This is a genomic window from Streptomyces lusitanus (genome assembly GCF_042647945.1).
Classification (GTDB): Bacteria; Actinomycetota; Actinomycetes; order Streptomycetales; family Streptomycetaceae; genus Streptomyces; species Streptomyces pseudogriseolus.
The window spans coordinates 1-25383 of sequence record NZ_JBHRWL010000020.1; the positions used below are offsets into that span (position 1 = coordinate 1).

Consider the following 25383-nt stretch of genomic DNA (forward strand, 5'->3'; position numbering starts at 1 on the left):
TCGCGGCGGCCAGTTCCCGCAGCAGCCGCAGCGTCTCGTCGGTGACCAGATGCTTGGAGTAGTCGATCCGCAGGTCGCCGACGTGCACGACGTACCGCTCGGCGCGGGACGGGTCGTCGGCGAACAGCTCGCGCAGGCCCGGCAGCCCCTGCGCCCAGTGCTGCTCCAGGGCGGCCCACTCGGGGCGGCGGGTCGGTTCGGGGACGTCAGACATGGGCGGGGATCTCCTCGGTGGCCTCGCCGCGCAGGGCGACGGCGTACATCTCGTCCGCGTCGAGGCGCCGCAGCTCCTCGGCGATGAGTTCGGCGGTGGAACGGACCTTCAGGGCCAGCCGGCGCGGGGGCTGGCCGGGCAGGGTGAGCGTGGCCAGCGGCCCCTCGGGGCGGTCGATGACGACCTCGCCGTCCTCGGTGCCCAGCCGGACCGCCGTGACCACGGGGCCCGCGGTCACCACACGGTCGACGGGGACCCGCAGCCGCGCCTCCAGCCAGCGCGCCAGCAGCTCCGCGGCCGGGTTCTCCGCCTCGGCCTCGACGGTCGCCGACGTGACGGTGGTGCGCGCCTGGTCCAGGGCGGCGGCGAGCATGGAGCGCCACAGGGTCAGCCGGGTCCAGGCCAGGTCGGTGTCGCCGGGCGCGTAGGCGCGCTCCCGGGCGCGCAGGACCGCCATCGGGTCCTCCGCCGCGTACAGGTCGGTGATCCGGCGCTGGCCGAGCGCGCCGAGCGGGTCCCGGGAGGGGTTCTCGGGGGCGTCGGCCGGCCACCACACCACCACCGGGGCGTCCGGCAGCAGCAGCGGCAGCACCACCGAGTCGGCGTGCTCGGAGACCTCGCCGTAGGTGCGCAGCACCACCGTCTCGCCGGTGCCGGCCTCCGAACCGACCCGTACCTCGGCGTCCAGCCGGGACCGGGTGCGCTCGCGCGGGTTGCGTGCGTGCCGCTTGATGACGACCAGGGTGCGCGAGGGGTGCTCGTGCGAGGCCTCCTCGGCCGCCTTGATGGCGTCGTAGGCGTTCTCCTCGTCCGTGACGATCACCATCGTCAGGACCATGCCCACGGCCGGGGTGCCTATGGCACGGCGGCCCCGTACCAGCGCCTTGTTGATGTTGCTTGCCGTGGTGTCGGTCAGGTCGATCTTCATGGCCTGCGCCAGCTCCGTCCGTCTCGTGCGAGCATCTCGTCGGCTTCCGCGGGTCCCCAGCTGCCCGATGTGTACTGCGCAGGCCTGCCGTGCGACGCCCAGTACTCCTCGATCGGGTCGAGGATCTTCCAGGACTCTTCCACTTCCTGGTGACGGGGGAACAGGTTGGCGTCCCCCAGGAGGACGTCCAGGATGAGCCGTTCGTAGGCCTCCGGGCTGGACTCGGTGAACGACTCGCCGTAGGCGAAGTCCATCGTCACGTCCCGCAGCTCCATGGAGGTCCCGGGCACCTTGGAGCCGAACCGCACGGTCATGCCCTCGTCCGGCTGGACGCGGATCACGACGGCGTTCTGGCCGAGCTCCTCGGTGGCCGAGGTGTCGAAGGGGGAGTGCGGCGCCCGCTGGAAGACCACGGCGATCTCCGTCACCCGGCGGCCCAGCCGCTTGCCGGTGCGCAGGTAGAACGGCACGCCCGCCCAGCGGCGGTTGTCCACCCCGAGCTTGATCGCCGCGTAGGTGTCGGTCGCCGAGGACGGGTCGATGCCGTCCTCCTCCAGGTAGCCGCGCACCTTCGCGCCGCCCTGCCAGGCCGCCGCGTACTGCCCGCGCACCGTGTGCCGCCCCAGGTCCTCGGGCAGCCGCACGGCGCGGAACACCTTCAGCTTCTCGGTGAGCAGCGACGCCGCGTCGAAGGAGGCCGGTTCCTCCATCGCGGTGAGCGCCATCAGCTGGAGGAGGTGGTTCTGGATGACGTCGCGGGCGGCGCCGATGCCGTCGTAGTAACCGGCCCGGCCGCCGATGCCGATGTCCTCGGCCATGGTGATCTGCACATGGTCCACGAACGACCGGTTCCAGATCGGTTCGAACATCTGATTGGCGAAGCGCAGCGCCAGGATGTTCTGGACGGTCTCCTTGCCGAGGTAGTGGTCGATCCGGAAGACCTGCTCCGGGTCGAACACCTCGTGCACGATCGCGTTGAGCTCCTGCGCGGACCTCAGGTCGTGCCCGAACGGCTTTTCGATGACCGCGCGCCGCCAGGATCCCTCGGGCGCGTCCGCCAGGCCGTGCTTCTTGAGCTGCTGCACCACTTTGGGGAAGAACTTCGGCGGCACGGAGAGGTAGAAGGCGTAGTTGCCGCTGGTGCCGCGAGAGGTGTCCAGCTCGTCGACCGCCTTGCGCAGCTGGTCGAAGGCGTGGTCGTCGTCGAAGTCGCCGGGCACGAACCGCATGCCCTCCGACAGCTGCTGCCAGACCTCCTCGCGGAAGGGGGTGCGCGCGTGCTCCTTGACCGCGTCGTGCACCACCTCGGCGAAGTCCTGGTCCTCCCAGTCGCGGCGGGCGAAGCCGACCAGGGAGAAGCCCGGCGGCAGGAGCCCCCGGTTGGCGAGGTCGTACACGGCCGGCATCAGCTTCCTGCGGGACAGGTCGCCGGTCACCCCGAAGATGACCAGACCGGACGGGCCCGCGATCCGGGGCAGGCGGCGGTCCTGGGGATCGCGCAGCGGGTTGGCCCAGCCGGGCGGGGGCGCGGTGAGGGCGGTGACGGCGTCCGCCCGCTGATCCTCCCGCGCCGCCTCGGGGGCGTCCACCGCCGGTTCGGTGGTCTCGTCGGTCATTCCGCGTCAACTCCCTCACTGTCGGACGCCGTCGCCGCCGCCTGGCGCGGCCACGGCCCGGCGTCCACGAACCTCGCCCTGCCCGGGTTCCCCGGCTGCCGCGCCGTCCCGTCGTACGCGTTCCCGGCCGCCGCGGAGGGGTCCTCCCCATACAGGGTGTCCTTGTCCGCGGGGTCCTTCACCCCGGTGCACTCCCGCGGGTGCGGCCGGCCGCCGGCTCCGGACCCGCCGGAGGTATCGAACACTTCTTCGCGCATCGTGCGGATCACGCTGATCGTCTTCTCTCTCGCGCTCGCGTCAACCGCGCCCGGACTCCGGCGATTCCCGCCGGGCGGCCGTGCCGGCCCGCCGTGCGGGTGCTCGTCTCCACGTGGTCCTCGATCCGGGCGAAAGGAACTCTGCAGCGCGTTCAAAAGTAAAAGTCTGACTTATTCACAACGAGGTTCCGGTGTGCCAGCCTGTGGTGAAAGTGGGACACCGGGCGCCCCCGGACGGGGCGCCCGACGAGCAGGTGACGGACATGGGAGACATGGCAGGCGGATTCCCCCAGGGGGGTGACGGCGGCGCCCGGACGGCGGACGGGCGCGACGGCGGCGGAATCAGAACCCTTCCCTTCCCGGTCGGGCGGAGCGTCTGCGGGGTCGGCATGCAGATCGCCCCCATGGACCCCGACCGCACCTGGCGGGCCGACGCGCCCCTGGACCGGGTGCACCGCATCGACTTCCACGTCGTGATGCTGCTCGACGGCGGACCGCTCCGGCACATGATCGACTTCACCGAGTACGAGGCCACGGCGGGCGACGTGCTGTGGATCCGCCCGGGGCAGGTCCACCGCTTCTCCCGGGACGCCGAGTACCGCGGAACCGTCCTGACCATGCAGCCCGGCTTCCTGCCCCGCGCCACCGTCGAGGCCACCGGCCTCTACCGCTACGACCGGCCGCCGCTGATGCGCCCCGGCCCGGCCCAGCTCGCCGCACTCCGCGCCGCGGCCGGCCAGCTCCGCCGCGAGTACGAGGACACCGTCACCCTGCCGCTGAGCCTCCACACGGCCGTGCTGCGCCACGCGTTGACCGCGTTCCTGCTGCGGCTCGCCCATCTCGCCGCCGGTTCCGACGGCGCTCCCCGGCCGGCCGAGGACAGCGCCTTCACCCTGTTCCGGGAGGCGGTGGAGCGGGACTTCGCCACCAACCACAGCGTCAGCGCGTACGCCGACGCCCTCGGCTACTCCCGGCGCACCCTGGCCCGCGTGGTGCGCGCCGCCACCGGTCGGACGCCCAAGGCGTTCATCGACCAACGGGTGATCCTGGAGGCCAAGCGGCTGCTCGCGCACACCGATCTGCCGACCGCGCGGGTCGGGGCGGCCGTCGGCTTCCCGGACGCGGCGAACTTCTCCAAGTTCTTCCAGCAGCACACGGACACCGCCCCGGCCGCCTTCCGCGCGGAACACCGCTGAGCGCCGCTGGGCGCCGCTGAGCGCCGCCGAGGGACCGGGGGGGGCGACGGGGGGGCGAACGCCGACGAGGGCCCCGCGCGGGTGCGCGGGGCCCTCGCCCGCCGGCCGGGGAGGCCGGGTGTGGGGGGTGGGTCCGGTGGGTGCAGGGGGCCTGCGGGCCAGGAGGCTGCGCGTCAGGGGGCGGTGAGCACCTGCACGTAGTCCACGAGCATCGAGTGCCCGGGCTCGGTGCCCGCGTCGGGGCCGCCGCCGAACGCGTCGGGGAAGCCGCCGCCCATCGCCACGTTGAGGATGACGAAGAAGCCGTGGTCCGTGGCGTTCGACCAGGTCGTCGCGTCCACCTGGTTCTCCCGGACGGTGTGGAAGTTGGTGTCGTCGAGGTAGAAGCGGATCTCCTCCACGTCCGACGAGCGGTCCCACTCCATCCGGTAGGTGTGGAAACCGGCCTGGCAGGACGTGCCCTGACAGGTGGTCTGGCCGCCGATGCCGCTGGTCTCGTTGCACGGGCCGCCCGGCGAGGTGCCGCAGTGCATGGTGGAGAACACCGTGTTCTGGCCCTGGGTGTTCTCCATGATGTCCAGTTCGCCGACGGCGGGCCAGTTCCAGTAGTTGCCCCGGAACGGCGCGCCGAGCATCCAGAACGCGGGCCAGTAGCCCTTGGCCGCGTCCCCGGTGACGTTCGGGACCTGGATACGGGCCTCGACCCGCAGCTTGCCGCCGGCCGGGGGCTGGAAGTCGTCGCGGTTGGTCTCGACGCGCCCCGACGTCCAATTGCCGGCGCCGTCGCGCCGCGGGGTGATGCGCAGGTTGCCGTTGCCGTCGAGGGAGACGTTCTCCGGGTTCGACGTCATCGTCTCCTTCTCGCCGGTGCCCCAGTTGGCGGGGCCGCCGGGGTAGCCGGTGCCGGTCGCGTACTGCCAGTCGGCGGTGTCGACGCCGCTGCCCTCGGGGCCGTCGAAGTCGTCGGCGAAGACCTGCGTCCAGCCCGACGGCGGGGGCGGAGCGGAGGCGCTGGCCGTGGGGCCGGTGAGCGCGAGGGCGCCCGCCCCGAGCGCCAGCGCGCCGGTGAGGGCGACGAGCGTGTGCCTCAGCCGTCGCCGTTTGCGGGGGGATCGGGGGGTGCCGGAGGTGGCATTCATGTGGGGGGATGACCTCTCGGTGCTGACGGTGGTGCGGTAGGTGCCGTGAGAGCCGGAACATCGCGTGAGAGCGCTCTCACGGTCACGCCAATGTGCTCCTGGGCCCCTTGGGCGTCAAGAGGTGTAACCGAGAAAGTGCTTGCCCCCTGCGGGAGTTCACCTCTCGAATGGGCGCGAACCGGGGAAACCGGGCCCCAGAGGCACGTGGTGCCCGGGGCGGCGTGAGCCCCGGGCACCGTGGCGGGATCGGCGGCGTCAGACCCCCGTCGGCACCTTCTCCCGCGGCTGATCCGGCAGTTCCTCCCGGAGGCCGAACCGGTCGTGGGCGCGGCGCAGCGGGGCCGGGGCCCACCAGGCGTGGCGGCCGAGCAGCGCCATGGTGGCCGGTACCAGCAGCATCCGCACCACCGTCGCGTCGATCAGCACGGCCAGCGTCAGCCCCAGACCGATCTGGAGGATGGGCGAGAACCCGCCCGTCATGAACGCCGCGAACACCACCGCGAGCAGCAGCGCCGCGCAGGTGACCACCCGGCCCGAGCGGCTCAGCCCCGTCACCACGGCCTCCCGGTCGTCACCGGAGCGCAGCCGCGCCTCCCGCATCCGGGCCAGGATGAACAGCTCGTAGTCCATGGCCAGTCCGAACGCGATCGCGACGATCAGCGGCGGCGCGGTGAGGCTCAGCGCGCCCAGTCCCTCCGCGCCCAGCAGTCCGGCGAGATGGCCGTCCTGGAAGACCCACACCACCACACCCAGCGCGGCGGCCAGGCTGAGCAGCGTGGTGACGACGGTGCGCAGCGGCAGCAGCACCGAGCCGGTGAACGCGAACAGCAGTACGACGATGCCGGCCAGCACGGTCAGCGCCGCCCACGGCGCCCGCTCCGCCAGCATCTGACGGAAGTCGACCAGCCGGGCCGCCGTGCCGGTCACCTCGACCGGCGCGTCGCCGCGCGCCTCCCGCACCCGCTCCACCAGCGCGGTCGCCTCCGCGCCGTCCGCCTCGCCGGGCGGCCTGAGCTCGATCACCGTGCCGCCGTCCGGCAGGTGACGCGTCGCGGCGTCCGGCGCCAGCGCCTTGAGCCGGTCGGTGGTCGCGGCGTCCGTGCCCGGCCGCACGGCCACCACGACCGGGGAGACACCGGTGCCCGGCGGGAAGTGGGCGGCGACGGTGTCCTGGAGCTGCCGCGCCTCGCTGTCCGCGGGCAGCTGCCGCGCGTCCCCGACGGCGATGCTCATCCCGGACACGGGCAGCGCCAGCACCAGCAGCACCGGCGCCACCACGGCGAGCACGGCCACCTTGCGCCGGGCCGCGAAGCGGGCGACGCGCGCGAAGAACCGGCCCTCCTCCTCGCCGTCCTTGGGCGTCTTCGCCGGCGGGATGCGCCCGCCGAACCGCGCCAGCAGCGCCGGCAGCAGCGTCAGGGCGGCCAGCATGTCGATGACGACCACCGCCGCCACCGCGAGCCCGATGCTGCGCAGGAACACGCTGGGGAACACCAGCAGCCCGGTCAGGCTGACGGCGACGGTCAGCCCCGAGAACGCCACCGTCCGCCCGGCCGCCGCCACCGTGCGGTGCACCGCCTCCCCCACGTCCTCGGTGTGCCGGCGCTCCTCGCGGAACCGCACCAGCATCAACAGGGCGTAGTCCACGGCCAGTCCGAGGCCGAGCATCGTCGTCACCTGGATCGCGTACACCGAGATGTCGGTGACCTCGCTGAACAGGAACAGTGCCAGGAACGCCCCCGCGATGCCGCCGACCGCCACGACCAGCGGCAGCAGCGCCGACCGCAGCCCGCCGAACACCACCAGCAGCAGCGCCAGCACCACCGGCAGGGAGATCAACTCGGCGTTCTTCACGTCCTCCTGGGCCCGCTCGCCCATCTGAAGCCCCAGCAGCGGCCCCCCGCTCACATGGACGTCCGGCGCGTCGATCTCCCGGATCCGTTCGGCCGCCGCGTCGAGCGTGCGCTCCTCCGCGTCGTCGTCGAGGCCTCCCTCCAGGGTGACGGGCACGATCAGCGCCCGCCCGTCCTCGGCGAGCATCCCCGGTGTGACGTACGGGTCCGGCACGGCGGCGACCCCGGCGACCTTCCGCACGTCGGCCACGGCCTGTTCGACCTCCGCGCGCAGACCGGGCTCCGAGACGGGCGTGCCGGCCACCACTCCGGTGATCGAGGACCCCGCCGGGTCCAGCTCGTCGAGGTATCGCGCGGCCGACTCCGACTCGGTGCCGGGCACTTCGGGCACGTTGTCGGACAGACGCGCGAAGACACCTGTCCCCAGGCCGAAGCCCAGCAGCAGGAAAAGCCCCCACAGGAGCATCACGGTCAGTGGACGGCGGGTGGCCGTCCGGGCGAGTGCGGTGAGCACGGTCCCCTCCCGGCGTTGACGGTTCGTCGACGCCCTCAGAGTCGTGCCCAGGGGTGCCCCGGCGGATCGCCGGGAGGAGCGGTTCGGGCCGGCTCCGTCCCTCGCCCGTACGGGGGAGACGCCCCGCCGGCTCACTCCTCAGAGGGACCCCGGTCCTCAGAGGGATCCCGGGGTGATCAGACCGGACTCGTACGCGCGGATCACCGCCTGCACCCGGTCCCTCAGACCGAGCTTGGACAGCACGTTGCTCACATGCGTCTTGACCGTGTGCTCGCTGACGAACAGGGCGCGGGCGATCTCCGCGTTGGACAGGCCGCGGGCCACCAGACGCAGCGTCTCCACCTCGCGGGCGGTGAGCGCGTCCAGGCCCGGCGGGGGAGGGCCGTCGGCGGCGGGCGGCCGCTCCCGGCGGCGCTTCACCAGGTCCGCGACCAGCCGCCGGGTCACCGTCGGCGCGAGCAGCGACTCGCCGGCCGCGACCACCCGCACCGCGTGCACCAGGTCGTCGCGGCGCACGTCCTTCAGCAGGAAGCCGCTGGCCCCCGCGTACAGGGCCTCGTACACGTACTCGTCGAGGTCGAACGTGGTCAGCATGACCACCTTGCAGCCCGACTCCGCGCACACCAGCCGGGCCGCCTCCAGGCCGTCCATCACCGGCATGCGGATGTCCAGCAGCAGCACGTCGGGGCCGTGACGGCGCACCGCCGACACGGCCTCCTGCCCGTCCGCCGCCTCCGCCACCACCTCGATGTCGTCCTGGGCGTCGAGGATCATGCCGAAACCCGCGCGGACCAGCTCCTGGTCGTCCGCCACCACCACCCGGATGCTCAACCGAGCGCCCCCTCCCTGTCCACCGCCACCGGCAGCCGTACGACGACCCGGAAACCGCCGTCCGGGGCTCCGCCGGTCTCCGCGCTGCCCCCGCAGGCCGCGGCCCGCTCCCGGATGCCGATCAGCCCGTGCCCGCCCGCCCCCTCGGACGGCCCCCGCCCGTCGTCGGTCACCGTGAGGGACACATGGTCGTCCGCCCAGTCCAGCTCGACCAGCGCGCGGGACGCTCGGGCGTGCTTCACGGTGTTGGTGAGCGCCTCCTGCACGACCCGGTACGCCGCCACCTCCGTGTCCGAGGACAGCGGACGCGGCGTTCCGGAGGTCCGCAGCTCGGCGTGCAGGCCCGTGGATTGCCGCACCTGACGGACCAGTTCCGGCAGCGCGGTCACGCTGGGCTGCGGCAGGCGGGATCCGGCCTCCCCGGTCGGTGCTTCCTCTTTCAAGACGCCGAGAATACGCCGAAGTTGAGCCATCGCCTCGCGTCCCGTCGAGGCGATGGTGTCGAACGTCGCCTCGGCGCGGTCCGGGTCCTTGCGGACCACCACGGGACCGGCCTCCGCCTGCACCACCATCAGGCTCACCGCGTGCGCGAGGATGTCGTGCATGTCCCGCGCGATCCGGGCGCGTTCCTCGGCCCGCGCCCGGGCGGTGTCCGCGGCCCGCTCCCGCTCCAGCCGGCCGGCCCGGTCCTCCAGCTCGGCGGTGTACGCCCGTTGCACACGGGTGAGCACGCCCAGCGCGTACGCGGAGACGAGGCCCATCAGGTGGAAGGCGTACTCGAAGGGCTCCTGGTTCGACTGGTGCTGCATGGTGATCACGACGCCGAGGATCCAGCCGGTGAGCATCAGCCGCCGCTGCCAGGGGCGGGCCTGGGCCGCCATGGTGTACAGGACGACCATGCCGCCGTACATCACGTCCGGCGGGGGTGCGTGGTAGAGCGCCTGCGCGGGGGTGGCGAGGGACACCGCACAGGCGGTGGCGCAGGGGGCGCGGCGCCGCCAGATCAGGGGGACGGCGGTGGCGGCGCCGAGGAGCCAGCCCTGCAAGGAGAGGGGGTCGTCGCCTTCGTCGGGGAACATCCATTGCAGGGACACGGCGAAGAGGACGAGGGCGGCCAGGGCCGCGTCCAGTACGTAGGGGGTGGCTGGGCGCCAGCGGGTCAGGGCGGGAGGGAGGGGGGAGCGGGGGGAGCGGGGGGAGCGGGGGGCTTTCATGAGCGGCTCCTCGGGGCGGGGGTTTCAGTATCGGGAGGGGGGTGGGGGTTGGCCTCGCCGGTGAGAGGGATTTGTGGGGCGGGGGCGGGGCGCCTAAGGGGGTGGGGGGTTCGGTGGGTTGGCGGGTGCGGGGCTGTGGGGGTTGATCGCGCAGTTCCCCGCGCCCCTTCGGGGCGCCTTGCCTCCCCGCGCCCCTTCGGGGTGCCTTGGCTCCCCGCGTCTCTTCGGGGGCGCTAGTAGGGTCGGGGTGTGAGGCTGACGATTCTTGGTGGTGGTGGGTTTCGGGTGCCGCTCGTGTACGGGGCGCTGCTCGCGGACCGTGCCGAGGGGCGGGTGACCCACGTCGTGCTGCACGACGTGGACGCCGGGCGGCTGCGCGCGGTGTCCCGGGTGCTGGCCGAGCAGGCCGCCGACGTGCCCGAGCCGGTCGAGGTGTCGACCAGCACCGATCTGGACGCGGCGCTGCGCGGCGCGGACTTCGTGTTCTCCGCCATCCGCGTCGGCGGCCTGGAGGGCAGGGCGAACGACGAGCGCGTGGCCCTCGCCGAAGGGGTGCTCGGCCAGGAGACCGTGGGCGCCGGAGGCATCGCCTACGGGCTGCGCACCGTCCCCGTCGCCGACGACATCGCCCGCCGGGTGGCCCGCCTCGCCCCCGACGCCTGGGTCATCAACTTCACCAACCCGGCGGGCCTGGTCACCGAGGCCATGTCCCGCCACCTCGGCGACCGTGTCATCGGCATCTGCGACTCACCGGTCGGACTCGGCCGCCGTATCGCCCGGGTGCTGGGCGCGCGGCCGGACGAGGCGTGGATCGACTACGTGGGGCTCAACCATCTCGGCTGGGTGCGCGGCCTGCGCGTGGCCGGCGAGGACCGGCTGCCGCGCCTGCTGGCCGACCCGGCGCTGCTCGGCTCGTTCGAGGAGGGGCGTCTCTTCGGCGCGGACTGGCTGCGCTCCCTGGGCGCGATCCCCAACGAGTACCTGCACTACTACTACTTCAACCGCGAGGCCGTGCGGGCCTACCAGCAGGCGGCCCGGACCCGCGGCGCCTTCCTGCGGGACCAGCAGGAGAGCTTCTACGCCGGGACGGCCGACCCGGACGTCTCCGCCCTGGAGTTGTGGAACCGCACCCGCGCCGAGCGGGAGGCGACCTACATGAGCGAGAACCGGGAGGCGGCCGGCGCGGGGGAGCGGGAGGCGGACGACCTGTCCGGCGGTTACGAGAAGGTGGCGCTCGCGCTGATGCGGGCCGTCGCCCGGGACGAACGCACCACGCTGATCCTCAACGTCCGCAACCGCGGCACCCTTGCGCCGCTGGACGAGGACGCCGTGATCGAGGTGCCGTGCCTGGTGGACGCCAACGGGGCGCACCCCGTCTCGGTCGATCCCCTCCCGGGGCACGCGGTCGGTCTCGTGAGCGCGGTCAAGGCCGTGGAGCGCGAGGTGCTGGCCGCCGCCAGGTCGGGGTCGCGCGCCACCGCGGTCAAGGCCTTCGCCCTGCACCCGCTGGTGGACTCGGTGAGTGTGGCCCGCCGGCTCGTGGACGGCTACACGGCCGTCCATCCCGGACTGTCCTACCTCGACTGACGGCAGGGACAACCGGCTTCGGGCCGGCCGGTCGCCCCCCGTGACAGCGGCCGACCGACCCGAGCTCCCCCCGGTCCCCCGTGCTCCCCCCGGCGGCTTCCCCAGTCGCCGTTCACCATCAAGAGCACGCACACCGGGGCCTGATACACCCTGGCGAAGATTTTTTTCGCGGCGATTCCGGAAGCCCGTGGACGGCCCGCCGTCACGGCCGTCGCCGGGCGCTCGGCGCCGCTACGGCAGCGCCCCCGACGCCGCCCGCGACTCGACGGGCGACGCGGGCGCCGGCGCCGGCACGGCGTCCAGCGTGCCCGTGACCGTGGGGGAGTCGGTCCGCTGCCGGGGCACCGTCACCGGCAGCAGCGGGCGTGACCCGGACACCACCGTGTAGTCCTGGCCCAGGAACGGCGGGACGATCTCGCCCGGGTCGTCGCCGAGCGCCAGCCGCACCGCCGCCCAGGGCACGTTCACCCCGCACTGCGCGAGCTGGTGCAGCCCGCCCGCGGGACGGGTGTTGACGTCCATCAGCACCGGCCGGTCGCCGAGCATCCGGAACTGGATGTTGGACAGGTGGTGCAGCCCGAAGCCTTCCGCGATACGCCGGGCCGGCTCCAGCCACTGCTCGTGCAGCGTGAAGCCCCGGCGGCGGCCGTGCTTGGTGCGGCCGATCGCCAGCCGGACCCGGTTGTCCGGGCCGGTGAGACAGTCCACGGACACCTCCGGCTGCTCCAGCCGCGGCATCACCAGCCAGTCGACCGGTTCCTCGGCCCGCCGCAGGGACTCCAGCACCAGGCCGAGCGGCACCTGCGGGCCGGGGAAGCCCTTCAGCTGGGCGAGCGAGAAGGGCTCACGGGTGATCATGCGGAATCCGACCCCGCCCGCACCGGCCGCGGGCTTGAAGCAGGCCCGGTACCCCTGACGCTCCAACTCCTCGACGGCGGCGAGGAGTTCGTCGGCGTCACGGACCCGCCGCCACGGCGGCACCGGCACGCCGATCGACTCGACCGCCTGGTAGGCGACCACCTTGTCCTCGAACACGGCCACCGCCTCGGGCGGCGGCGCCAGCAGCGCGGTCCCGGCCGCCTCGAACTCGCCGCGGTGGGCGACGATCGCCGCCTGGTGCAGCCGGGGCACGAACACGTCGATCCCGCGCCGCTCGCACTGGGTGAGCGCGAACTCGACGTACGCCGCCGGGGACAGCCCCTCCGGCTCCAGCTCCGCCGTGTCGGCGGCGGCGAGCACGGGGGAGTCGGGGTCGCCGTGGGTGGCGTGGATCTCGACGGCCCGGTCGCTGGGATTTCGCCGCAGCTGATCCAAGAAGAACACGTTCTCCGCGTACGTGCGGTTGAGCCAGACGCGTACGCGAGAGACCATGCAGGCCGCCTTTCAACGGTGTGCGGGCAGGGCGGAGCGGCCCGTGCCCGGGCATGACGTAGGGAGGTACACCGAACCGCCGTGCGAGAAGGACGTGTCCATGGCGGTGGTGTCGGGCAGATCATACGACCAAGAAGGGGCGTCCTGATACCACGTCCGGGTGGCGGTCCGCGGTTGATCCGGCGGGGCGGATGTGATCTCGTGGTGAGGTCCGGCTGCTGCTGAAAGGACGAAGATGGCGACGGGCGGAGACGGTCCCCAGCTGTGGGCCATCAGCGATCTGCACATCGGCTATGCCGAGAACCGCGACCTCGTTGAAGGCATGCGGCCCGAGTCGGACGAGGACTGGCTGCTGGTGGCCGGCGACGTCGCGGAGACGGTGGAGGACATCCGCTGGGCCCTCAAGACCCTCGCGGGCCGCTTCGCGAGGGTGATCTGGACGCCCGGCAACCACGAACTGTGGACCCACCCGAGTGACGCCGTCACCCTGCGCGGCGTCGCCCGCTACGACCACCTGGTCGAGCAGTGCCGCGACCTCGGCGTGCTCACCCCCGAGGACCCGTACGCGGTGTGGGAGGGCCCCGGCGGCCCGGTCGCCGTCGCACCCCTCTTCCTCCTGTACGACTACTCGTTCCTCCCGCCCGGCTGCACCACCAAGGAGGAGGGACTGGAGTACGCGTACGGCACCGGGGTGGTCTGCACCGACGAGCACCTGCTGCACCCCGACCCGTACCCGACCCGCGAGGACTGGTGCCGCGCCCGGGTCGCCGAGACGAAACGGCGCCTCGCGGAACTCCCCGCGGACCTCCCCCTGATCCCCGTCACGCACTGGCCGCTGCACCGCCACCCGACCGACGTGCTGCGCTACCCCGAGTTCGCCATGTGGTGCGGGACCGTCCTCACCGACGACTGGCACCGTACGTACCCCGTACGGACCATGGTCTACGGTCATCTGCACATCCCCCGGACGACCTTCCAGGACGGCGTCCGCTTCGAGGAGGTATCGGTGGGCTACCCACGCGAATGGCGGGTACGGCAGACGCCGCCCGGCCGGCTGCGCCGGATCCTGCCCGTGGAGGAAACGTCCCGGTGATCGAGGAGCTGCTCCCCCCGACGGTGGCCGCCGTCGAGGCCTACGGCGAGGAGGGCGTGGACGCCCCCCTGTTCCCCGAGGAGGAGGCCCTCCTCACCCACGCGGTCCTCAAGCGCCGCCGCCAGTTCACCGCCGTACGCTCCTGCGCCCGGCGCGCCATGGAGAAGCTCGGCGTGCCCGCGGCGCCCGTCGTCCCCGGTGAACGCGGCGCCCCCGTCTGGCCCGCCGGACTGGCCGGCAGCATGACCCACTGCGAGGGCTACTGCGCCGCCGCGCTGGTCCGCACCGACGACCTGGCGTCCCTCGGCATCGACGCCGAGCCCCACGGACCGCTTCCCGACGGCGTGCTCGCCACCATCTCCTTGCCGCAGGAAGCGGCCCGCGTCGCCCGCCTCCTCGCGGAGCGCCCGTCCGTCCACTGGGACCGTCTGCTGTTCAGCGCCAAGGAGTCCGTCTACAAGGCGTGGTACCCGCTCACCCACAAGTGGCTGGACTTCTCGGAGGCGGACATCACCCTCCACACGGACGGCACGTTCCACGCGGCCCTCCTGGTCCCCGGCCCCGTGGTGTCAGGCCGCCGCCTGGACCACTTCACCGGCACCTGGACCACCACGTCCACCCTGCTGGCAACAGCGGTGGCCATCCCGCACGGCTGACCACAACGCCCTGAAGGGGCGCGGGGAACTGCGCGCTCAGCCCCCACCGCCCCGCAGGCGGCCGCGGTGGACCACCCGTCCACCCTGTTGGCAACAGCGGTGTCATCCCACACGGCTGTTCCACAACGCCCCCAGGGGCGCGGGGAACTGCGCGCTCAGCCCCACCGCCCCGCAGGCGGCTGCGGTGGACCACCCGTCCACCCTGCTGGCAACAGCGGTGGCCATCCCGCACGGCTGACCACAACGCCCTGAAGGGGCGCGGGGAACTGCGCGCTCAGCCCCCACCGCCCCGCAGGCGGCTGCACCACCCCCGCCCCCCGGGCGCGACCCGCACCGCAAAACAGCGTGCCGCGCCCAAGCGGCGACCTCACGCTCCGGGATGCCAGTCCCGCACCATCCGGAAGAACTCCTCCTCGTTCCCCGCCAGCCCCGCCCCCTCCAGCGCGGCCTCCGCCTCCGCGAGTACGGAAGGCGGAACCACCGGCGGTACAGCAGGTGGTTCCGCAGGGCCGCACCCGTGGTCGTCGCCTACGAAGGCGGCCCGCACCGTGTGCAGCAGTCTGAGATAGGCCTGGACGGCGGTGCGCTCGCGGTCGGTCAGTACGGCGGTGGGCATCGCTCGGCTCTCCCCGTGTCGTCGTGGGTCGTCATGGGTACCCGCACCCCCGGCACAAACGGGGGCGCACCACCAGCTTGCCGCCCACCACTGACAATCGGCCCGGACCGCCGCCCCGTTCACCCGCCGCGCACCCCGCGACCTGCCCGGAAGGCCTCAGCTCTGCGGCCCCAGATACCCCAGCGACGCCCCGATCCGCCCCGCCAGATGGTCACGCTGCACCGGCCCGCGCAGCGACGAACCCGCCAGATACGTCCGGCACTTGCTGGCCAGCAGCAGCCCGAACGCCTCGGCCTCCTTCTCCTCCGCGAGGTCGAACCGGGTGCGCGCGGCGACCCGCAGCACCGTCGCCCGCAGCGCGTCGTCGTCGAGGGACGCGCCCCATAACCGGGTCGCGACCTCCGCGCCCGCGTCCGCCACGGGGTGGCCGCAATGGCCGGCCTTCATGTGCCACAGCTCGTGGCCCAGGATCACCAACTGATGGTCGGGCGCGGTGCGTTCCTCGACCACGACGAGGTCCTGGTCCGCCATGTCGAGCCACAGCCCGCTCGCGGTGCCCGGCGGAAAGGCCGCCGTGCGGAACAGCACCGGCCGTCCGCGGCGCCGGCTCATCGCCTCGCACAGGGCGGCGTAGAGATCGGCGGGCCGCGCCGGGACGGGAAGCGTCAGCTCCGTGACCAACTCGCCGCACAGGCGGCGCATTTCCCTGCCGATGCCCACAGTTCTCCCCGAGTCACGACTTGGGCCGCTGGACGCTCTCCAGGAGCATGTCCAGCCATTCCGCGACCTTGTCGCGGTGCTGGTCGGTGGGCAGCTGCGCGGCCCGCCAGGCGATGCCCCGCACCCCGTGGTCCTGAAGCAGCCGCTCCAGCGGATCGTCGGCCGGCGTGGCCGACTCCCGCTCCGCGAGCTTCTGGAGCAGCTCCTGCTCGGTGTGCTGGAGGGCGCTCGCCAGCGCCTCCGGGTCCTCGGCGGTGAGGAAGCCGGCGTGCACCCGGAAGAACCGCTGGAGGGCGTCGCAGTGCTCCATGGTGGGCCGCCGGTCGCCGTTGATGAGGGCGCCGGCCTGCTGCCGGGACATGCCCGCGCCGTCGGCGATCTCCTGCTGCGTGTATTTGCGCCCGTTCGGCTTCAGCCGGGTACGGCGCAGCAGGTCCAGCCGCTGGAGGAAACGCGCCTGCACATCGGGCTCACCCGCGGGCTGCCCGCTCAGCAGCGCCTTCACCACGGGCTCCGGGACACCGGACGCCACGGACAGCCGGCCCACGTCGAAGACCTCGCCGTGCGCCACGCCGAGCCGGTCGGCGAGTGCGGTGACGCGGGCGACGACGGCGGGCAGCGCATGCGTCGGCGCGGTGCCCGGACCCTCGAAGCCACCCGTCACCGAAAGATCTCCTACGTCTCTCACAGGCTTCTCACAAGCGATTGCCGTGAACCTCACGGAGACTAGCCGGTGGATCGAACTTGCATCCAGGTCTCGCCACAACTGTGGCCAATTTCGGCCGTCCATCGGCGCTGAATGCCACGATAGTTGACATGCCTGGGCTGCGGGCAGCAGGATCGGGCACCGCGTCAGGGCCGCACAGGCAAGAGGGGTGACCTCCCGATGGCACATCAGGCAGGAGGGCAGCGGCCGGCACCGCCGCCCGGCCCCGGGACTCCCGAGGCCCAGGCCTATCTGCGGGACTACGCCGTCCTGCTGGACTCCGTTCCCTTCCCGTCGCTGGTCGTGGACCACCGGTGGGACGTCCTGCTCACCAACGGCGCCTTCCGGACACTTTTCCAGGGCGTCGAGCCGCATCCGACGGCCCATCCCGGCGTCAACTTCCTCCGCTTCGTGCTGTTCCACCCGGACGCCGCCACGGTGCTGGGCGACCACGAGGCGAGCTGGTGCCTGCCGATGCTGGCGGACCTCTCCGCGGCCGCCGAGCGGCACGCCCACGACCCCGTGCTGCACGCGGTGCGGCGCGACATCGCCCAGGACCCGATCATGGACGCCGCCTACCGGCACGGGCTGCCGCACTGGCTGCGCGCGGTGGGCGAGCGGGCCGCCGGACACGACGGCTCCGTACGCCCGTTGCTGCACCCGGACCCGCGCTGGGGCGCCACGGAGTGCCGCCTGCTGGTGGAGACCACCTCCGTCCTCGAGGAGATGGAGTGCCGCCGGGTGACGTTCGTCCCGCGGGAGACGCCCCGCGCCACCGGCCGCGACCGCAAGGTCCGCCGGGCCGCCTCCCACCTGCGCGTGGTCCCCGCAGCGGACTGAGCACCCCCGGACAGCTCCGCTTCCGCCCTGTTCCCCGCACGAGTGGTGTGTGACATAGTACTGGCGTGAGCGAGCCGCTGACCTGCGATGTCGTGGTGGTGGGCGCCGGAATGACGGGCGCCGCCTGCGCCCTGTACGCGGCTCGCGCCGGCCTCGACGTCACCGTCGTCGACCGCGGACCGGTGGCCGGCGGCACGACCGGCGCGGGGGAGGGCAACCTCCTCGTCTCCGACAAGGCGCCCGGACCCGAACTCGACCTGGCCCTGCTGTCGCTGCGCCTGTGGACGGAACTCGCCCGGGAGCACGGCCCGCGGATCGAGTACGACGCCAAGGGCGGCCTGGTCGTCGCGGAGACCCCGGACGCCCTCGACGGGCTGCGGGCGTTCGCGGACGGCCAGCGCGCGGCCGGGGTGAGAGCCGAACCCGTGCCCGCCGACCGGCTCCACGACCTCGAACCCCGGCTCGCGCCCGGCCTCCCGGGCGGGGTGCGCTACCCGCAGGACGCCCAGGTGATGCCCGCCCTCGCGGCGGCCCGCCTGCTGCGCGCCTCCGGCGCCCGGCTGCTCACCGGCCACGAGGTGATCCGCGTGCTGCGCGCCCGCGACGGCACGGTGCGCGGCGTCCGCACCCCGCGCGGCGACGTCCACGCCCCCGCCGTCGTCAACGCGGCCGGCACCTGGGGCGGCGAACTCGCCTCCCGCGCCGACGTGTTCCTGCCGGTCATGCCCCGGCGCGGCTTCGTCCTCGTCACTGAGCCGCTGCCGCCCCGCATCCGGCACAAGGTGTACGCCGCCGACTACGTGGCCGACGTCGCCGGCGACACGGCGGACCTGCTGACCTCCCCGGTGGTGGAGGGCACGGCCGCGGGACCGGTCCTCATCGGCGCCAGCCGGGAACGCGTCGGCTTCGACCGCTCCCTGTCGCTGCCCGCCCTACGGGCGCTCGCGGCGGGCGCGACCCGCCTGTTCCCGTTCCTGTCCGAGGTGCGGGCCGTGCGGACGTACGCCGGTTTCCGGCCGTACCTGCCCGACCACCTCCCGGCGATCGGCCCCGACCCGCGGGCACCGGGCCTGTTCCACGCCTGCGGGCACGAGGGCGCCGGCATCGGACTCGCCCCGGGCACCGGGCTGCTGATCGCGCAGGCGCTGACCGGGGAGACACCCGAGCTCGACCTCGCACCGTTCCGGCCCGACCGCTTCCCCCGCCCGACGAAGGAGGCCGCGCGATGAAAGCCGCCGAAGACGCCGACGCGGGCCGCGCGTTCGCCATGACCTTCGACGGACACCCCGTCGAGGCGCTGCCCGGACGGACGATCGCCGCCGCGCTGTGGGCCGCCGGCATCACCTCCTGGCGCACCACACGCGACGGCGGACGCCCGCGCGGGGTGTTCTGCGGCATCGGCGTCTGCTTCGACTGCCTCGTCACCGTCAACGGCCGCCCCAACCAACGGGCCTGCCTGGTCCCGGCGCGGCCGGGGGACGACGTCCGCACCCAGCGGGGGACGGGCCATGCGGACTGAGCTCGCGGTGATCGGCGCGGGCCCCGCGGGTCTCGCCGCGGCCCTCGCGGCAGCACGGCGCGGGATCCGGGTCACCCTGGTCGACGCGGCGCCGGGGCCCGGCGAGCAGTACTTCCGGCAGCCCGCGCCCGGCCTCGGCACCGAGGGCGCCGTCCCGCGGCACGGCCGGCGCACCTGGACCCGGCTGCGGGACGCCCTCGCCGCGAGCACCGCCGACGTACGGCCCGAGCACCATGTGTGGTGCGTGGAACGGGAGTCGGGCGGGACCACGGTGCACGCGCTGCTCGGCCCCGAGCAGCGGGAGTCCGTCGGGATCCGCGCCGACGCCGTGCTCCTGGCCACGGGCGGCTACGAGACGGTGCTGCCCTTCCCCGGCTGGACCCTGCCCGGCGTCGTCACGGCGGGTGGCGCGCAGGCCATGCTCAAGGGCGGCCTGGTCACCCCGGGCCGCACGGTCGTGGTCGCCGGGACCGGCCCGCTGCTGCTGCCCGTGGCCACCTCACTCGCGGCGGCGGGCGTCCGCGTCGCCGCGCTCGTCGAGTCCACCGACCCCGCACGCCTGCCCCGCCACGCCCGTGCCCTGGCCGGCAAGCTGCCCGAGGCGGCCGGGTACGCGGCACGGCTGCTGCGCCACCGGGTACCGGTGCTGAGCCGGCACACCGTGGTCCGCGCCCACGGCGAGGACCGGCTGACCGGCGTCACCGTCGCCGCCCTCGACGCGCGGGGTCGTGTCCAACCCGGCACCGAGCGGCTGCTGCCCTGCGACGCCCTCGCGGTGGGGCACGGCATGCTGCCGCACACCGACCTCGCCGACGCCCTCGGCTGCCGGCTCGACGGGCACGCCGTCGCCGTCGACGCCGAACAGCGCACCGACGTGCCGGGCGTCTGGGCGGCCGGGGAGGCCACGGGGATCGGCGGCGCGGCGCTCGCGCTGGCCGAGGGCCACATCGCGGGGCGCTCCGTCGCGGCCCGGCTGCGCGGCGCGACACCCGACCCGCGCGCCTGGGCGCCGGCCGCACGGGCCCGCGCCCGGGGGCGTACGGCCGCGGCGGCGTTGCAGGCGCTGCACACCCCGCCCGCGCACTGGAGCGACGGCGTCCCCGACGACACGGTGATCTGCCGCTGCGAGGAGGTCACCGCGGGCGCCGTCCGCGAGGCCCTGGACCTCGGCGCCGGCGACACCCGCACGGTCAAGCTGCTCACCCGGGCGGGGATGGGCTGGTGCCAGGGGCGCGTGTGCGCACCGGCGGTCGCCGCCCTCACCGGCTGCGCCCCCACCCCGGCCCGCCGCCCCTTCGCGCGCCCGGTCCCCCTCGGCGTCCTGGCCGCCCTCCACGACGGCCCCGCGCCGCACGACCCGCCCCACCCGCCCCCGTCGGAAGGATTCTCATGACCGATCACCGCCCCTGGCGGGGAGTCCTCGTCGCCACCGCGCTGCCGCTGCGGGAGGACCTGACCGTCGACCTCGACCGGTACGCCGAGCACTGCTCCTGGCTCGTGGCGAACGGGTGCGACGGGGTCGTGCCGAACGGCTCCCTGGGCGAGTACCAGGTGCTCACCCCCGAGGAGCGGGCCCGGGTCGTGGAGACGGCCGTCGCCGCCGTCGGCGGGGAGCGGGTGATGCCCGGGGTCGCCGCCTACGGGTCCGCCGAGGCGCGCCGCTGGGCGGAGCAGGCCGCCGAGGCCGGGTGCCGGGCGGTGATGCTGCTGCCGCCCAACGCCTACCGCGCCGACGAGCGGTCCGTCCTCGCCCACTACGCCGAGGTCGCCCGCACCGGGCTGCCCGTCGTGGCGTACAACAACCCGATCGACACCAAGGTCGACCTGGTGCCGGAACTGCTCGCCCGGCTGCACGGCGAGGGGTACGTCCGGGCCGTCAAGGAGTTCTCGGGGGACGTCCGCCGCGCCTACCGGATCGCCGAACTCGCCCCCGAGCTGGACCTGTTGATCGGCGCCGACGACGTGGCTCTGGAGCTCGCCGTCGCCGGGGCGAAGGGCTGGATCGCCGGGTACCCCAACGCGCTGCCCCGCTCCTGCGTGGAGCTGTACCGCGCCGCCGTCGAGGGAGATCTCGCCACCGCGCTGCCGCTGTACCGGCAGCTGCACCCCCTGCTGCGCTGGGACTCGCGCGTGGAGTTCGTGCAGGCGATCAAGCTGTCCATGGACCTCGTCGGACGCCACGGCGGGCCCTGCCGTCCGCCGCGCGTCCCGCTGGACCCGGAGCAGGAGGCGGCCGTGCGCGCCGCCACCGAGAAGGCCGTCGCGGCCGGCCTCGCCCAGGACAGGCCGTAGGGAAGGAGCCCGGACATGCGCAGCTCACTCGTCCTGCACGCCGTCGACTCGCACACCGAGGGCATGCCGACCCGGGTGATCACCGGCGGCATCGGCGTCATCCCCGGCGCGACGATGAACGAACGGCGCCTGTGGTTCCGCGAACACCGTGACCACGTCAAGCAGTTGCTGATGAACGAGCCGCGCGGCCACGCGGCGATGAGCGGCGCGATCCTCCAGCCGCCGACCCGGCCCGACTGCGACTGGGGCGTCGTCTACATCGAGGTGTCCGGCTACCTCCCCATGTGCGGGCACGGCACCATCGGCGTGGCGACCGTGCTGGTCGAGACGGGCATGGTGGAGGTCGTCGAGCCGGTCACCACCGTCCGGCTGGACACCCCCGCCGGGCTCGTCGTCGCCGAGGTGGAGGTCGCGGACGGCTCCGCCACCGCCGTGACCCTGCGCAACGTGCCGTCCTTCGCCGTCGCCCTGGACCGCGAGGCGACCCTGCCCGACGGGCGCACGGTCACCTACGACCTGGCGTACGGCGGGAACTTCTACGCCATCCTGCCGCTGGAGCGGTTCGGGCTGCCCTTCGACCGGTCCCGCAAGGACGACATCCTGGCGGCCGGGCTGTCCCTGATGGAGGCGATCAACACCGCGGGGGAGCCCGTGCATCCCGAGGACCCGTCCATCCACGGCTGTCACCACGTCCAGCTCACCGCGCCCGGCTCCACCGCCCGGCACTCGCGGCACGCCATGGTGATCCACCCCGGCTGGTTCGACCGCTCCCCGTGCGGCACCGGCACCAGCGCCCGCATGGCCCAGCTGCACGCCCGCGGCGAGCTCCCGCCGCACACCGAGTTCGTCAACGAGTCCTTCATCGGCACCCGCTTCACCGGACGGCTGCTCGGCACCACCGAGGTGGCCGGACACCCCGCCGTGCTGCCCAGTTTCACGGGACGGGCCTGGATCACCGGCACCGCCCAGTACCTGCTGGACCCGAGCGACCCGTTCCCCGCGGGGTTCGTCCTGTGACCGCCGCAGGACCGGCCCTGCCCGCCCTCGGCGGACGCGGGCCCAGCTACCGGGAACGGGTCGCGGACGCCCTGCGGGCCGCGCTGATCGCGGGTGAACTGCGGCCCGGCGAGGTGTACTCGGCGCCGGGGCTCGCCACCCGCTTCGGCGTCTCCGCCACCCCCGTGCGCGAGGCGCTGCTCGACCTCGCCAAGGAGGGCCTGGTCGACGTCGTCCCCAACAAGGGGTACCGGGTCACCGCCGTGTCCGAGCGGCAGCTCGACGAGTACACGCACGTACGCGCCCTGATCGAGATCCCGACGACGGCGGCGCTGGCCGGCACGGCCGACCCGGTCGCGCTCGCCGGACTGCGGCCCGTCGCCGAGGAGATCGTCACCGCCGCCGCGGCCGGGGACCTCGTCGCGTACATCGACGCCGACCAGCGCTTCCACCTCGGCCTGCTGGCGCTCGCCGGGAACGCCCACCTCGTCGAGGTGGTCCGGGACCTGCGCCGCCGCTCCCGGCTGTACGGACTGACCGCGCTGGCCGAGCAGGGGCGGCTGCGGGCGTCGGCCGAGGAGCACCTCGAACTCCTCGAAGCGCTGCTCGCCCGTGACACCGAGGCCGTACGCGCGGTGATGACCCGTCACCTCGGGCATGTCCGGGGGCTGTGGGCAGCGCCCTGACCCGGCTTTTTGCGCGGAAACGCAAGCTTCTTGCGTTTCTTGCGCTACGCTTGCGGGTATGACGCGACGACTTGCTGTGGTGGCGAAGAAGGTCGGGGTCAGCGAGGCCACGGTCAGCCGGGTGCTCAACGGCAAGCCGGGAGTCTCCGAGGCCACCCGGCAGGCGGTGCTGTCCGCCCTCGACGTGCTCGGCTACGAGCGGCCGACCCAGCTGCGCGGCGAGCGCGCCCGGCTGGTCGGCCTCGTCCTGCCCGAGCTGCAGAACCCGATCTTCCCCGCCTTCGCCGAGGTCATCGGCGGCGCGCTGGCCCAGCTCGGCCTGACCCCCGTGCTGTGCACCCAGACCCGCGGCGGGGTCTCCGAGGCGGACTACGTGGACCTGCTGCTCCAGCAGCAGGTGTCCGGCGTGGTGTTCGCGGGCGGCCTGTACGCCCAGGCCGACGCGCCGCACGACCACTACCGCCGGCTCGCCGAGCGGAAGATCCCCGTCGTCCTCGTCAACGCGGCCATCGAGCACCTCGGCTTCCCCGCCGTGTCGTGCGACGACGCCGTGGCCGTGGAGCAGGCCTGGCGTCATCTCGCCTCGCTCGGCCACGAGCGCATCGGCCTGGTGCTCGGCCCCGGCGACCACATGCCGTCCGCCCGCAAGCTGGCGGCCGCGCGGGCGGTGGCCGGGGAGGTGCCCGAGGAGCACGTCGCCCGCGCCATGTTCTCCATCGAGGGCGGTCACGCGGCGGCCACCCGGCTCATCGACCGGGGCGTCACCGGCTTCATCTGCGCCAGCGACCCCCTCGCCCTCGGCGTCGTACGCGCCGCCCGGCGCAAGGGCCTCGACGTGCCCGGGCAGATCTCCGTCGTCGGCTACGACGACTCCGCGCTGATGAACTGCACCGAACCCCCGCTCACCACCGTGCGCCAGCCCATCGAGGCCATGGGCAAGGCGGTGGTGGAGCTGCTCAACGCGCAGATCAGCGGCAGCACGGTGGCCCCCGAAGAGCTGTTGTTCGAACCGGAGTTGGTGGTGCGCGGCTCGACCGGGCAGGCACCGCGCGACTGACCGTCCCTCAGCTGTCGAATAATTTCAAATTCTGCGCGACATCTTGCGGACCGTTGTCGTCGGTGCTTGAGTGTGCCCCGCCCACCGCTCCTGTTCCGAGGGGTCACTCACTCCTGTCCCGTAAGGGGTCCACCGATGAGAAGCACCGGGATCCGCCGTACCCTCGTCGCGCTCGGCGTCGGCGCCCTCGCGCTGACGGCCTGCGGCTCGGACGGCGACGAAGCCGCCGACGGCACGACGCGGCTCACCGTCAACTGCATGCCGCCCAAGAGCGCCAAGGTCGACCGCCAGTTCTTCGAGGAGGAGATCGCCGCCTTCGAGAAGAAGAACCCGGACATCGACGTCGTCCCGCACGACGCGTTCCCCTGCCAGGACCCCAAGACGTTCGACGCCAAGCTCGCCGGCGGCCAGATGGAGGACGTGTTCTACACGTACTTCACCGACGCCCGGCACGTCGTGGACATCAAGCAGGCCGCCGACCTCACCCCGTACGTCAAGGAGCTCAAGAGCTACGGCACCATCCAGCAGCAGCTGCGGGACATCTACACCGTCGACGGCAAGATCTACGGCATCCCCCGCACCGGCTACTCCATGGGCCTGATCTACAACCGGGAGCTGTTCGAGCAGGCCGGCCTCGACCCCGACCGTCCGCCCGCCACCTGGGACGAGGTCCGCACTGCCGCCAAGAAGATCGCCGCGCTCGGCGACGGCGTCGTCGGCTACGCCGACTACAGCGCCCAGAACCAGGGCGGCTGGCACTTCACCGCCGAGCTGTACTCCCAGGGCGGCGACGTGGTGAGCGCCGACGGCACGAAGGCCACCGTCGACACCCCAGAGGCCCGCGCCGTCCTCCAGACCCTCCACGACATGCGGTGGAAGGACGAGTCGATGGGCAGCAAGCAGCTGCTCGTCATCAACGACGCCCAGCAGATGATGGGCTCCGGCAAACTCGGCATGTACCTCGCCGCCCCCGACAACATCCCGATCCTGGTCAAGGAGAAGGGCGCGAAGTACGAGAACATCGCCATCGCCCCCATGCCCGGCGGCAAGGCCACCCTCGTCGGCGGCGACGGCTACATGTTCAACAAGAACGCCACCCCCGAGCAGATCCGCGCCGGCCTCAAGTGGCTCGACCACATGTTCCTCACGCCCGGCGACGGCTTCCTCGGCGACTACGCCCGCGCCAAGCAGCACGACGCCCCCGTCGGCCTGCCCGAGCCGCGCCTGTTCACCGGCGCCGCCGACGCCAAGGACCAGCAGGTCAAGCAGGCCAACGCCAACGTCCCCGTGGAGAACTACAAGGCGTTCCTCGAGGGCAACCAGCAGCTGGAGATGAAGATCGAGCCGCCGCACGCCCAGCAGCTCTACTCCGTCCTCGACGGCGTGGTCTCCGCCGTCCTCACCAAGGAGGACGCGGACATCGACCAGCTGCTGCAAGACGCCTCCGGCAAGATCGACGGCATCCTGGCGCGGAGCTGACCG

Annotated in this window: 22 protein-coding genes and 2 pseudogenes; 13 read left to right on the forward strand and 11 right to left on the reverse strand. The window is 73.4% G+C overall.

The genetic code is table 11. The features are described from left to right. From ACFOSY_RS27005 to zwf, 3 genes and pseudogenes are all read right to left on the reverse strand, one after another. Window positions 1-214, reverse strand: a pseudogene (locus tag ACFOSY_RS27005) (glucose-6-phosphate isomerase); the annotation flags it as partial. Then, complete coding sequence (opcA, locus tag ACFOSY_RS27010) at window positions 207-1142, reverse strand: glucose-6-phosphate dehydrogenase assembly protein OpcA (RefSeq protein ID WP_394311531.1); 936 nt, start codon at window positions 1140-1142, stop codon at window positions 207-209. The pseudogene ACFOSY_RS27005 and the gene opcA, both read right to left, overlap by 8 nt. Next, window positions 1139-2758: a glucose-6-phosphate dehydrogenase gene (gene zwf, locus ACFOSY_RS27015; RefSeq protein ID WP_394311533.1), complete on the reverse strand. Its 1620-nt coding sequence runs from the start codon at window positions 2756-2758 to the stop codon at window positions 1139-1141. Before zwf ends, opcA begins: the two co-directional genes overlap by 4 nt. 529 nt (window positions 2759-3287) lie before the next feature. Between zwf and ACFOSY_RS27020 the strand changes: the two genes are divergently transcribed. Further along, complete coding sequence (locus tag ACFOSY_RS27020; protein ID WP_394311710.1) at window positions 3288-4211, forward strand: helix-turn-helix domain-containing protein; 924 nt, start codon at window positions 3288-3290, stop codon at window positions 4209-4211. A 179-nt stretch (window positions 4212-4390) separates the two neighbouring features. On the opposite strand, the pseudogene ACFOSY_RS27025 reads toward ACFOSY_RS27020, so the two are convergent. The 4 genes and pseudogenes from ACFOSY_RS27025 to ACFOSY_RS27040 all read right to left on the reverse strand — a co-directional run. Beyond that, window positions 4391-5350: pseudogene (locus ACFOSY_RS27025) on the reverse strand (glycoside hydrolase family 16 protein); the annotation flags it as partial. A 255-nt stretch (window positions 5351-5605) separates the two neighbouring features. Beyond that, the gene (locus tag ACFOSY_RS27030) at window positions 5606-7717 is read right to left on the reverse strand and encodes an MMPL family transporter (RefSeq protein WP_394311535.1); all 2112 of its coding nucleotides are present in this window, start codon (window positions 7715-7717) and stop codon (window positions 5606-5608) included. Between the two features lie 156 nt (window positions 7718-7873). Continuing rightward, window positions 7874-8548, reverse strand: a complete 675-nt coding sequence (locus ACFOSY_RS27035; protein WP_394311537.1) for a response regulator — start codon at window positions 8546-8548, stop codon at window positions 7874-7876. Next, complete coding sequence (locus ACFOSY_RS27040; protein ID WP_394311540.1) at window positions 8545-9762, reverse strand: sensor histidine kinase; 1218 nt, start codon at window positions 9760-9762, stop codon at window positions 8545-8547. The genes ACFOSY_RS27035 and ACFOSY_RS27040 overlap by 4 nt, the downstream gene beginning before the upstream one ends. A gap of 249 nt (window positions 9763-10011) precedes the next feature. Between ACFOSY_RS27040 and ACFOSY_RS27045 the strand changes: the two genes are divergently transcribed. Next, window positions 10012-11349 (forward strand): 6-phospho-beta-glucosidase, encoded by a 1338-nt coding sequence (locus ACFOSY_RS27045; protein WP_394311542.1) that lies wholly within the window; start codon window positions 10012-10014, stop codon window positions 11347-11349. A gap of 231 nt (window positions 11350-11580) precedes the next feature. Here the strand turns inward: ACFOSY_RS27045 and ACFOSY_RS27050 are convergent, their stop codons facing one another. Then, on the reverse strand, window positions 11581-12720 hold the full coding sequence (locus ACFOSY_RS27050; protein ID WP_394311544.1) for an ATP-grasp domain-containing protein: 1140 nt from the start codon (window positions 12718-12720) through the stop codon (window positions 11581-11583). A 235-nt stretch (window positions 12721-12955) separates the two neighbouring features. Between ACFOSY_RS27050 and ACFOSY_RS27055 the strand changes: the two genes are divergently transcribed. Next, the gene (locus ACFOSY_RS27055) at window positions 12956-13813 is read left to right on the forward strand and encodes a metallophosphoesterase family protein (RefSeq protein ID WP_394311546.1); all 858 of its coding nucleotides are present in this window, start codon (window positions 12956-12958) and stop codon (window positions 13811-13813) included. Then, entirely contained in the window at window positions 13810-14469 is a 660-nt protein-coding gene (locus tag ACFOSY_RS27060) for a 4'-phosphopantetheinyl transferase family protein (protein WP_394311549.1), read from the forward strand. Before ACFOSY_RS27055 ends, ACFOSY_RS27060 begins: the two co-directional genes overlap by 4 nt. A 367-nt stretch (window positions 14470-14836) precedes the next feature. On the opposite strand, the gene ACFOSY_RS27065 is transcribed toward ACFOSY_RS27060, so the two are convergent. The 3 genes from ACFOSY_RS27065 to ACFOSY_RS27075 all read right to left on the reverse strand — a co-directional run bounded on the left by ACFOSY_RS27065 (window position 14837) and on the right by ACFOSY_RS27075 (window position 16469). Next, entirely contained in the window at window positions 14837-15085 is a 249-nt protein-coding gene (locus tag ACFOSY_RS27065) for a hypothetical protein (protein ID WP_394311552.1), read from the reverse strand. A 156-nt stretch (window positions 15086-15241) separates the two neighbouring features. Beyond that, window positions 15242-15787, reverse strand: a complete 546-nt coding sequence (locus ACFOSY_RS27070) for a toxin-antitoxin system, toxin component (protein ID WP_394311711.1) — start codon at window positions 15785-15787, stop codon at window positions 15242-15244. Between the two features lie 31 nt (window positions 15788-15818). Continuing rightward, window positions 15819-16469 carry a helix-turn-helix domain-containing protein gene (locus ACFOSY_RS27075; protein WP_394311555.1) on the reverse strand — a complete coding sequence of 217 codons (651 nt, stop codon included), beginning with the start codon at window positions 16467-16469 and terminating at the stop codon, window positions 15819-15821. A 222-nt stretch (window positions 16470-16691) separates the two neighbouring features. Here ACFOSY_RS27075 and ACFOSY_RS27080 point away from each other — a divergent pair, with 222 nt between their 5' ends. The 9 genes from ACFOSY_RS27080 (at window position 16692) to ACFOSY_RS27120 (ending at window position 25380) form a co-directional block, all read left to right on the forward strand. Then, window positions 16692-17351, forward strand: a complete 660-nt coding sequence (locus tag ACFOSY_RS27080) for an MmyB family transcriptional regulator (RefSeq protein ID WP_394311557.1) — start codon at window positions 16692-16694, stop codon at window positions 17349-17351. 65 nt (window positions 17352-17416) lie between these two features. Then, the gene (locus ACFOSY_RS27085; protein WP_394311559.1) at window positions 17417-18580 is read left to right on the forward strand and encodes an NAD(P)/FAD-dependent oxidoreductase; all 1164 of its coding nucleotides are present in this window, start codon (window positions 17417-17419) and stop codon (window positions 18578-18580) included. After that, window positions 18577-18870 carry a (2Fe-2S)-binding protein gene (locus ACFOSY_RS27090; RefSeq protein ID WP_394311561.1) on the forward strand — a complete coding sequence of 98 codons (294 nt, stop codon included), beginning with the start codon at window positions 18577-18579 and terminating at the stop codon, window positions 18868-18870. The genes ACFOSY_RS27085 and ACFOSY_RS27090 overlap by 4 nt, the downstream gene beginning before the upstream one ends. Further along, complete coding sequence (locus tag ACFOSY_RS27095) at window positions 18860-20263, forward strand: FAD-dependent oxidoreductase (protein WP_394311564.1); 1404 nt, start codon at window positions 18860-18862, stop codon at window positions 20261-20263. The genes ACFOSY_RS27090 and ACFOSY_RS27095 overlap by 11 nt, the downstream gene beginning before the upstream one ends. After that, on the forward strand, window positions 20260-21162 hold the full coding sequence (locus ACFOSY_RS27100) for a dihydrodipicolinate synthase family protein (RefSeq protein ID WP_394311565.1): 903 nt from the start codon (window positions 20260-20262) through the stop codon (window positions 21160-21162). The genes ACFOSY_RS27095 and ACFOSY_RS27100 overlap by 4 nt, the downstream gene beginning before the upstream one ends. Window positions 21163-21177: 15 nt before the next feature. Then, complete coding sequence (locus ACFOSY_RS27105; RefSeq protein WP_394311567.1) at window positions 21178-22179, forward strand: proline racemase family protein; 1002 nt, start codon at window positions 21178-21180, stop codon at window positions 22177-22179. Beyond that, complete coding sequence (locus tag ACFOSY_RS27110; protein WP_394311570.1) at window positions 22176-22844, forward strand: GntR family transcriptional regulator; 669 nt, start codon at window positions 22176-22178, stop codon at window positions 22842-22844. The genes ACFOSY_RS27105 and ACFOSY_RS27110 overlap by 4 nt, the downstream gene beginning before the upstream one ends. Window positions 22845-22902: 58 nt before the next feature. After that, complete coding sequence (locus ACFOSY_RS27115) at window positions 22903-23901, forward strand: LacI family DNA-binding transcriptional regulator (protein WP_225655338.1); 999 nt, start codon at window positions 22903-22905, stop codon at window positions 23899-23901. A 135-nt stretch (window positions 23902-24036) separates the two neighbouring features. Further along, a complete protein-coding gene (locus ACFOSY_RS27120; protein WP_394311572.1) occupies window positions 24037-25380 on the forward strand; it encodes an ABC transporter substrate-binding protein in 1344 nt (447 codons plus the stop codon). Window positions 25381-25383: the final 3 nt, after the last annotated feature.

What these genes read in the sequence shown, in the direction of transcription:
- zwf (WP_394311533.1), bottom strand. Translation starts at nt 2,758, where the DNA reads ATGACCGACGAGACCACCGAACCGGCGGTGGACGCCCCCGAGGCGGCG.
- ACFOSY_RS27055 (WP_394311546.1), top strand. Translation starts at nt 12,956, where the DNA reads ATGGCGACGGGCGGAGACGGTCCCCAGCTGTGGGCCATCAGCGATCTG.
- ACFOSY_RS27070 (WP_394311711.1), bottom strand. Translation starts at nt 15,787, where the DNA reads ATGCGCCGCCTGTGCGGCGAGTTGGTCACGGAGCTGACGCTTCCCGTC.
- ACFOSY_RS27080 (WP_394311557.1), top strand. Translation starts at nt 16,692, where the DNA reads ATGGCACATCAGGCAGGAGGGCAGCGGCCGGCACCGCCGCCCGGCCCC.
- ACFOSY_RS27040 (WP_394311540.1), bottom strand. Translation starts at nt 9,762, where the DNA reads ATGAAAGCCCCCCGCTCCCCCCGCTCCCCCCGCTCCCCCCTCCCTCCC.
- ACFOSY_RS27100 (WP_394311565.1), top strand. Translation starts at nt 20,260, where the DNA reads ATGACCGATCACCGCCCCTGGCGGGGAGTCCTCGTCGCCACCGCGCTG.
- ACFOSY_RS27050 (WP_394311544.1), bottom strand. Translation starts at nt 12,720, where the DNA reads ATGGTCTCTCGCGTACGCGTCTGGCTCAACCGCACGTACGCGGAGAAC.
- opcA (WP_394311531.1), bottom strand. Translation starts at nt 1,142, where the DNA reads ATGAAGATCGACCTGACCGACACCACGGCAAGCAACATCAACAAGGCG.
- ACFOSY_RS27065 (WP_394311552.1), bottom strand. Translation starts at nt 15,085, where the DNA reads ATGCCCACCGCCGTACTGACCGACCGCGAGCGCACCGCCGTCCAGGCC.
- ACFOSY_RS27090 (WP_394311561.1), top strand. Translation starts at nt 18,577, where the DNA reads ATGAAAGCCGCCGAAGACGCCGACGCGGGCCGCGCGTTCGCCATGACC.
- ACFOSY_RS27095 (WP_394311564.1), top strand. Translation starts at nt 18,860, where the DNA reads ATGCGGACTGAGCTCGCGGTGATCGGCGCGGGCCCCGCGGGTCTCGCC.
- ACFOSY_RS27120 (WP_394311572.1), top strand. Translation starts at nt 24,037, where the DNA reads ATGAGAAGCACCGGGATCCGCCGTACCCTCGTCGCGCTCGGCGTCGGC.
- ACFOSY_RS27105 (WP_394311567.1), top strand. Translation starts at nt 21,178, where the DNA reads ATGCGCAGCTCACTCGTCCTGCACGCCGTCGACTCGCACACCGAGGGC.
- ACFOSY_RS27020 (WP_394311710.1), top strand. Translation starts at nt 3,288, where the DNA reads ATGGCAGGCGGATTCCCCCAGGGGGGTGACGGCGGCGCCCGGACGGCG.
- ACFOSY_RS27115 (WP_225655338.1), top strand. Translation starts at nt 22,903, where the DNA reads ATGACGCGACGACTTGCTGTGGTGGCGAAGAAGGTCGGGGTCAGCGAG.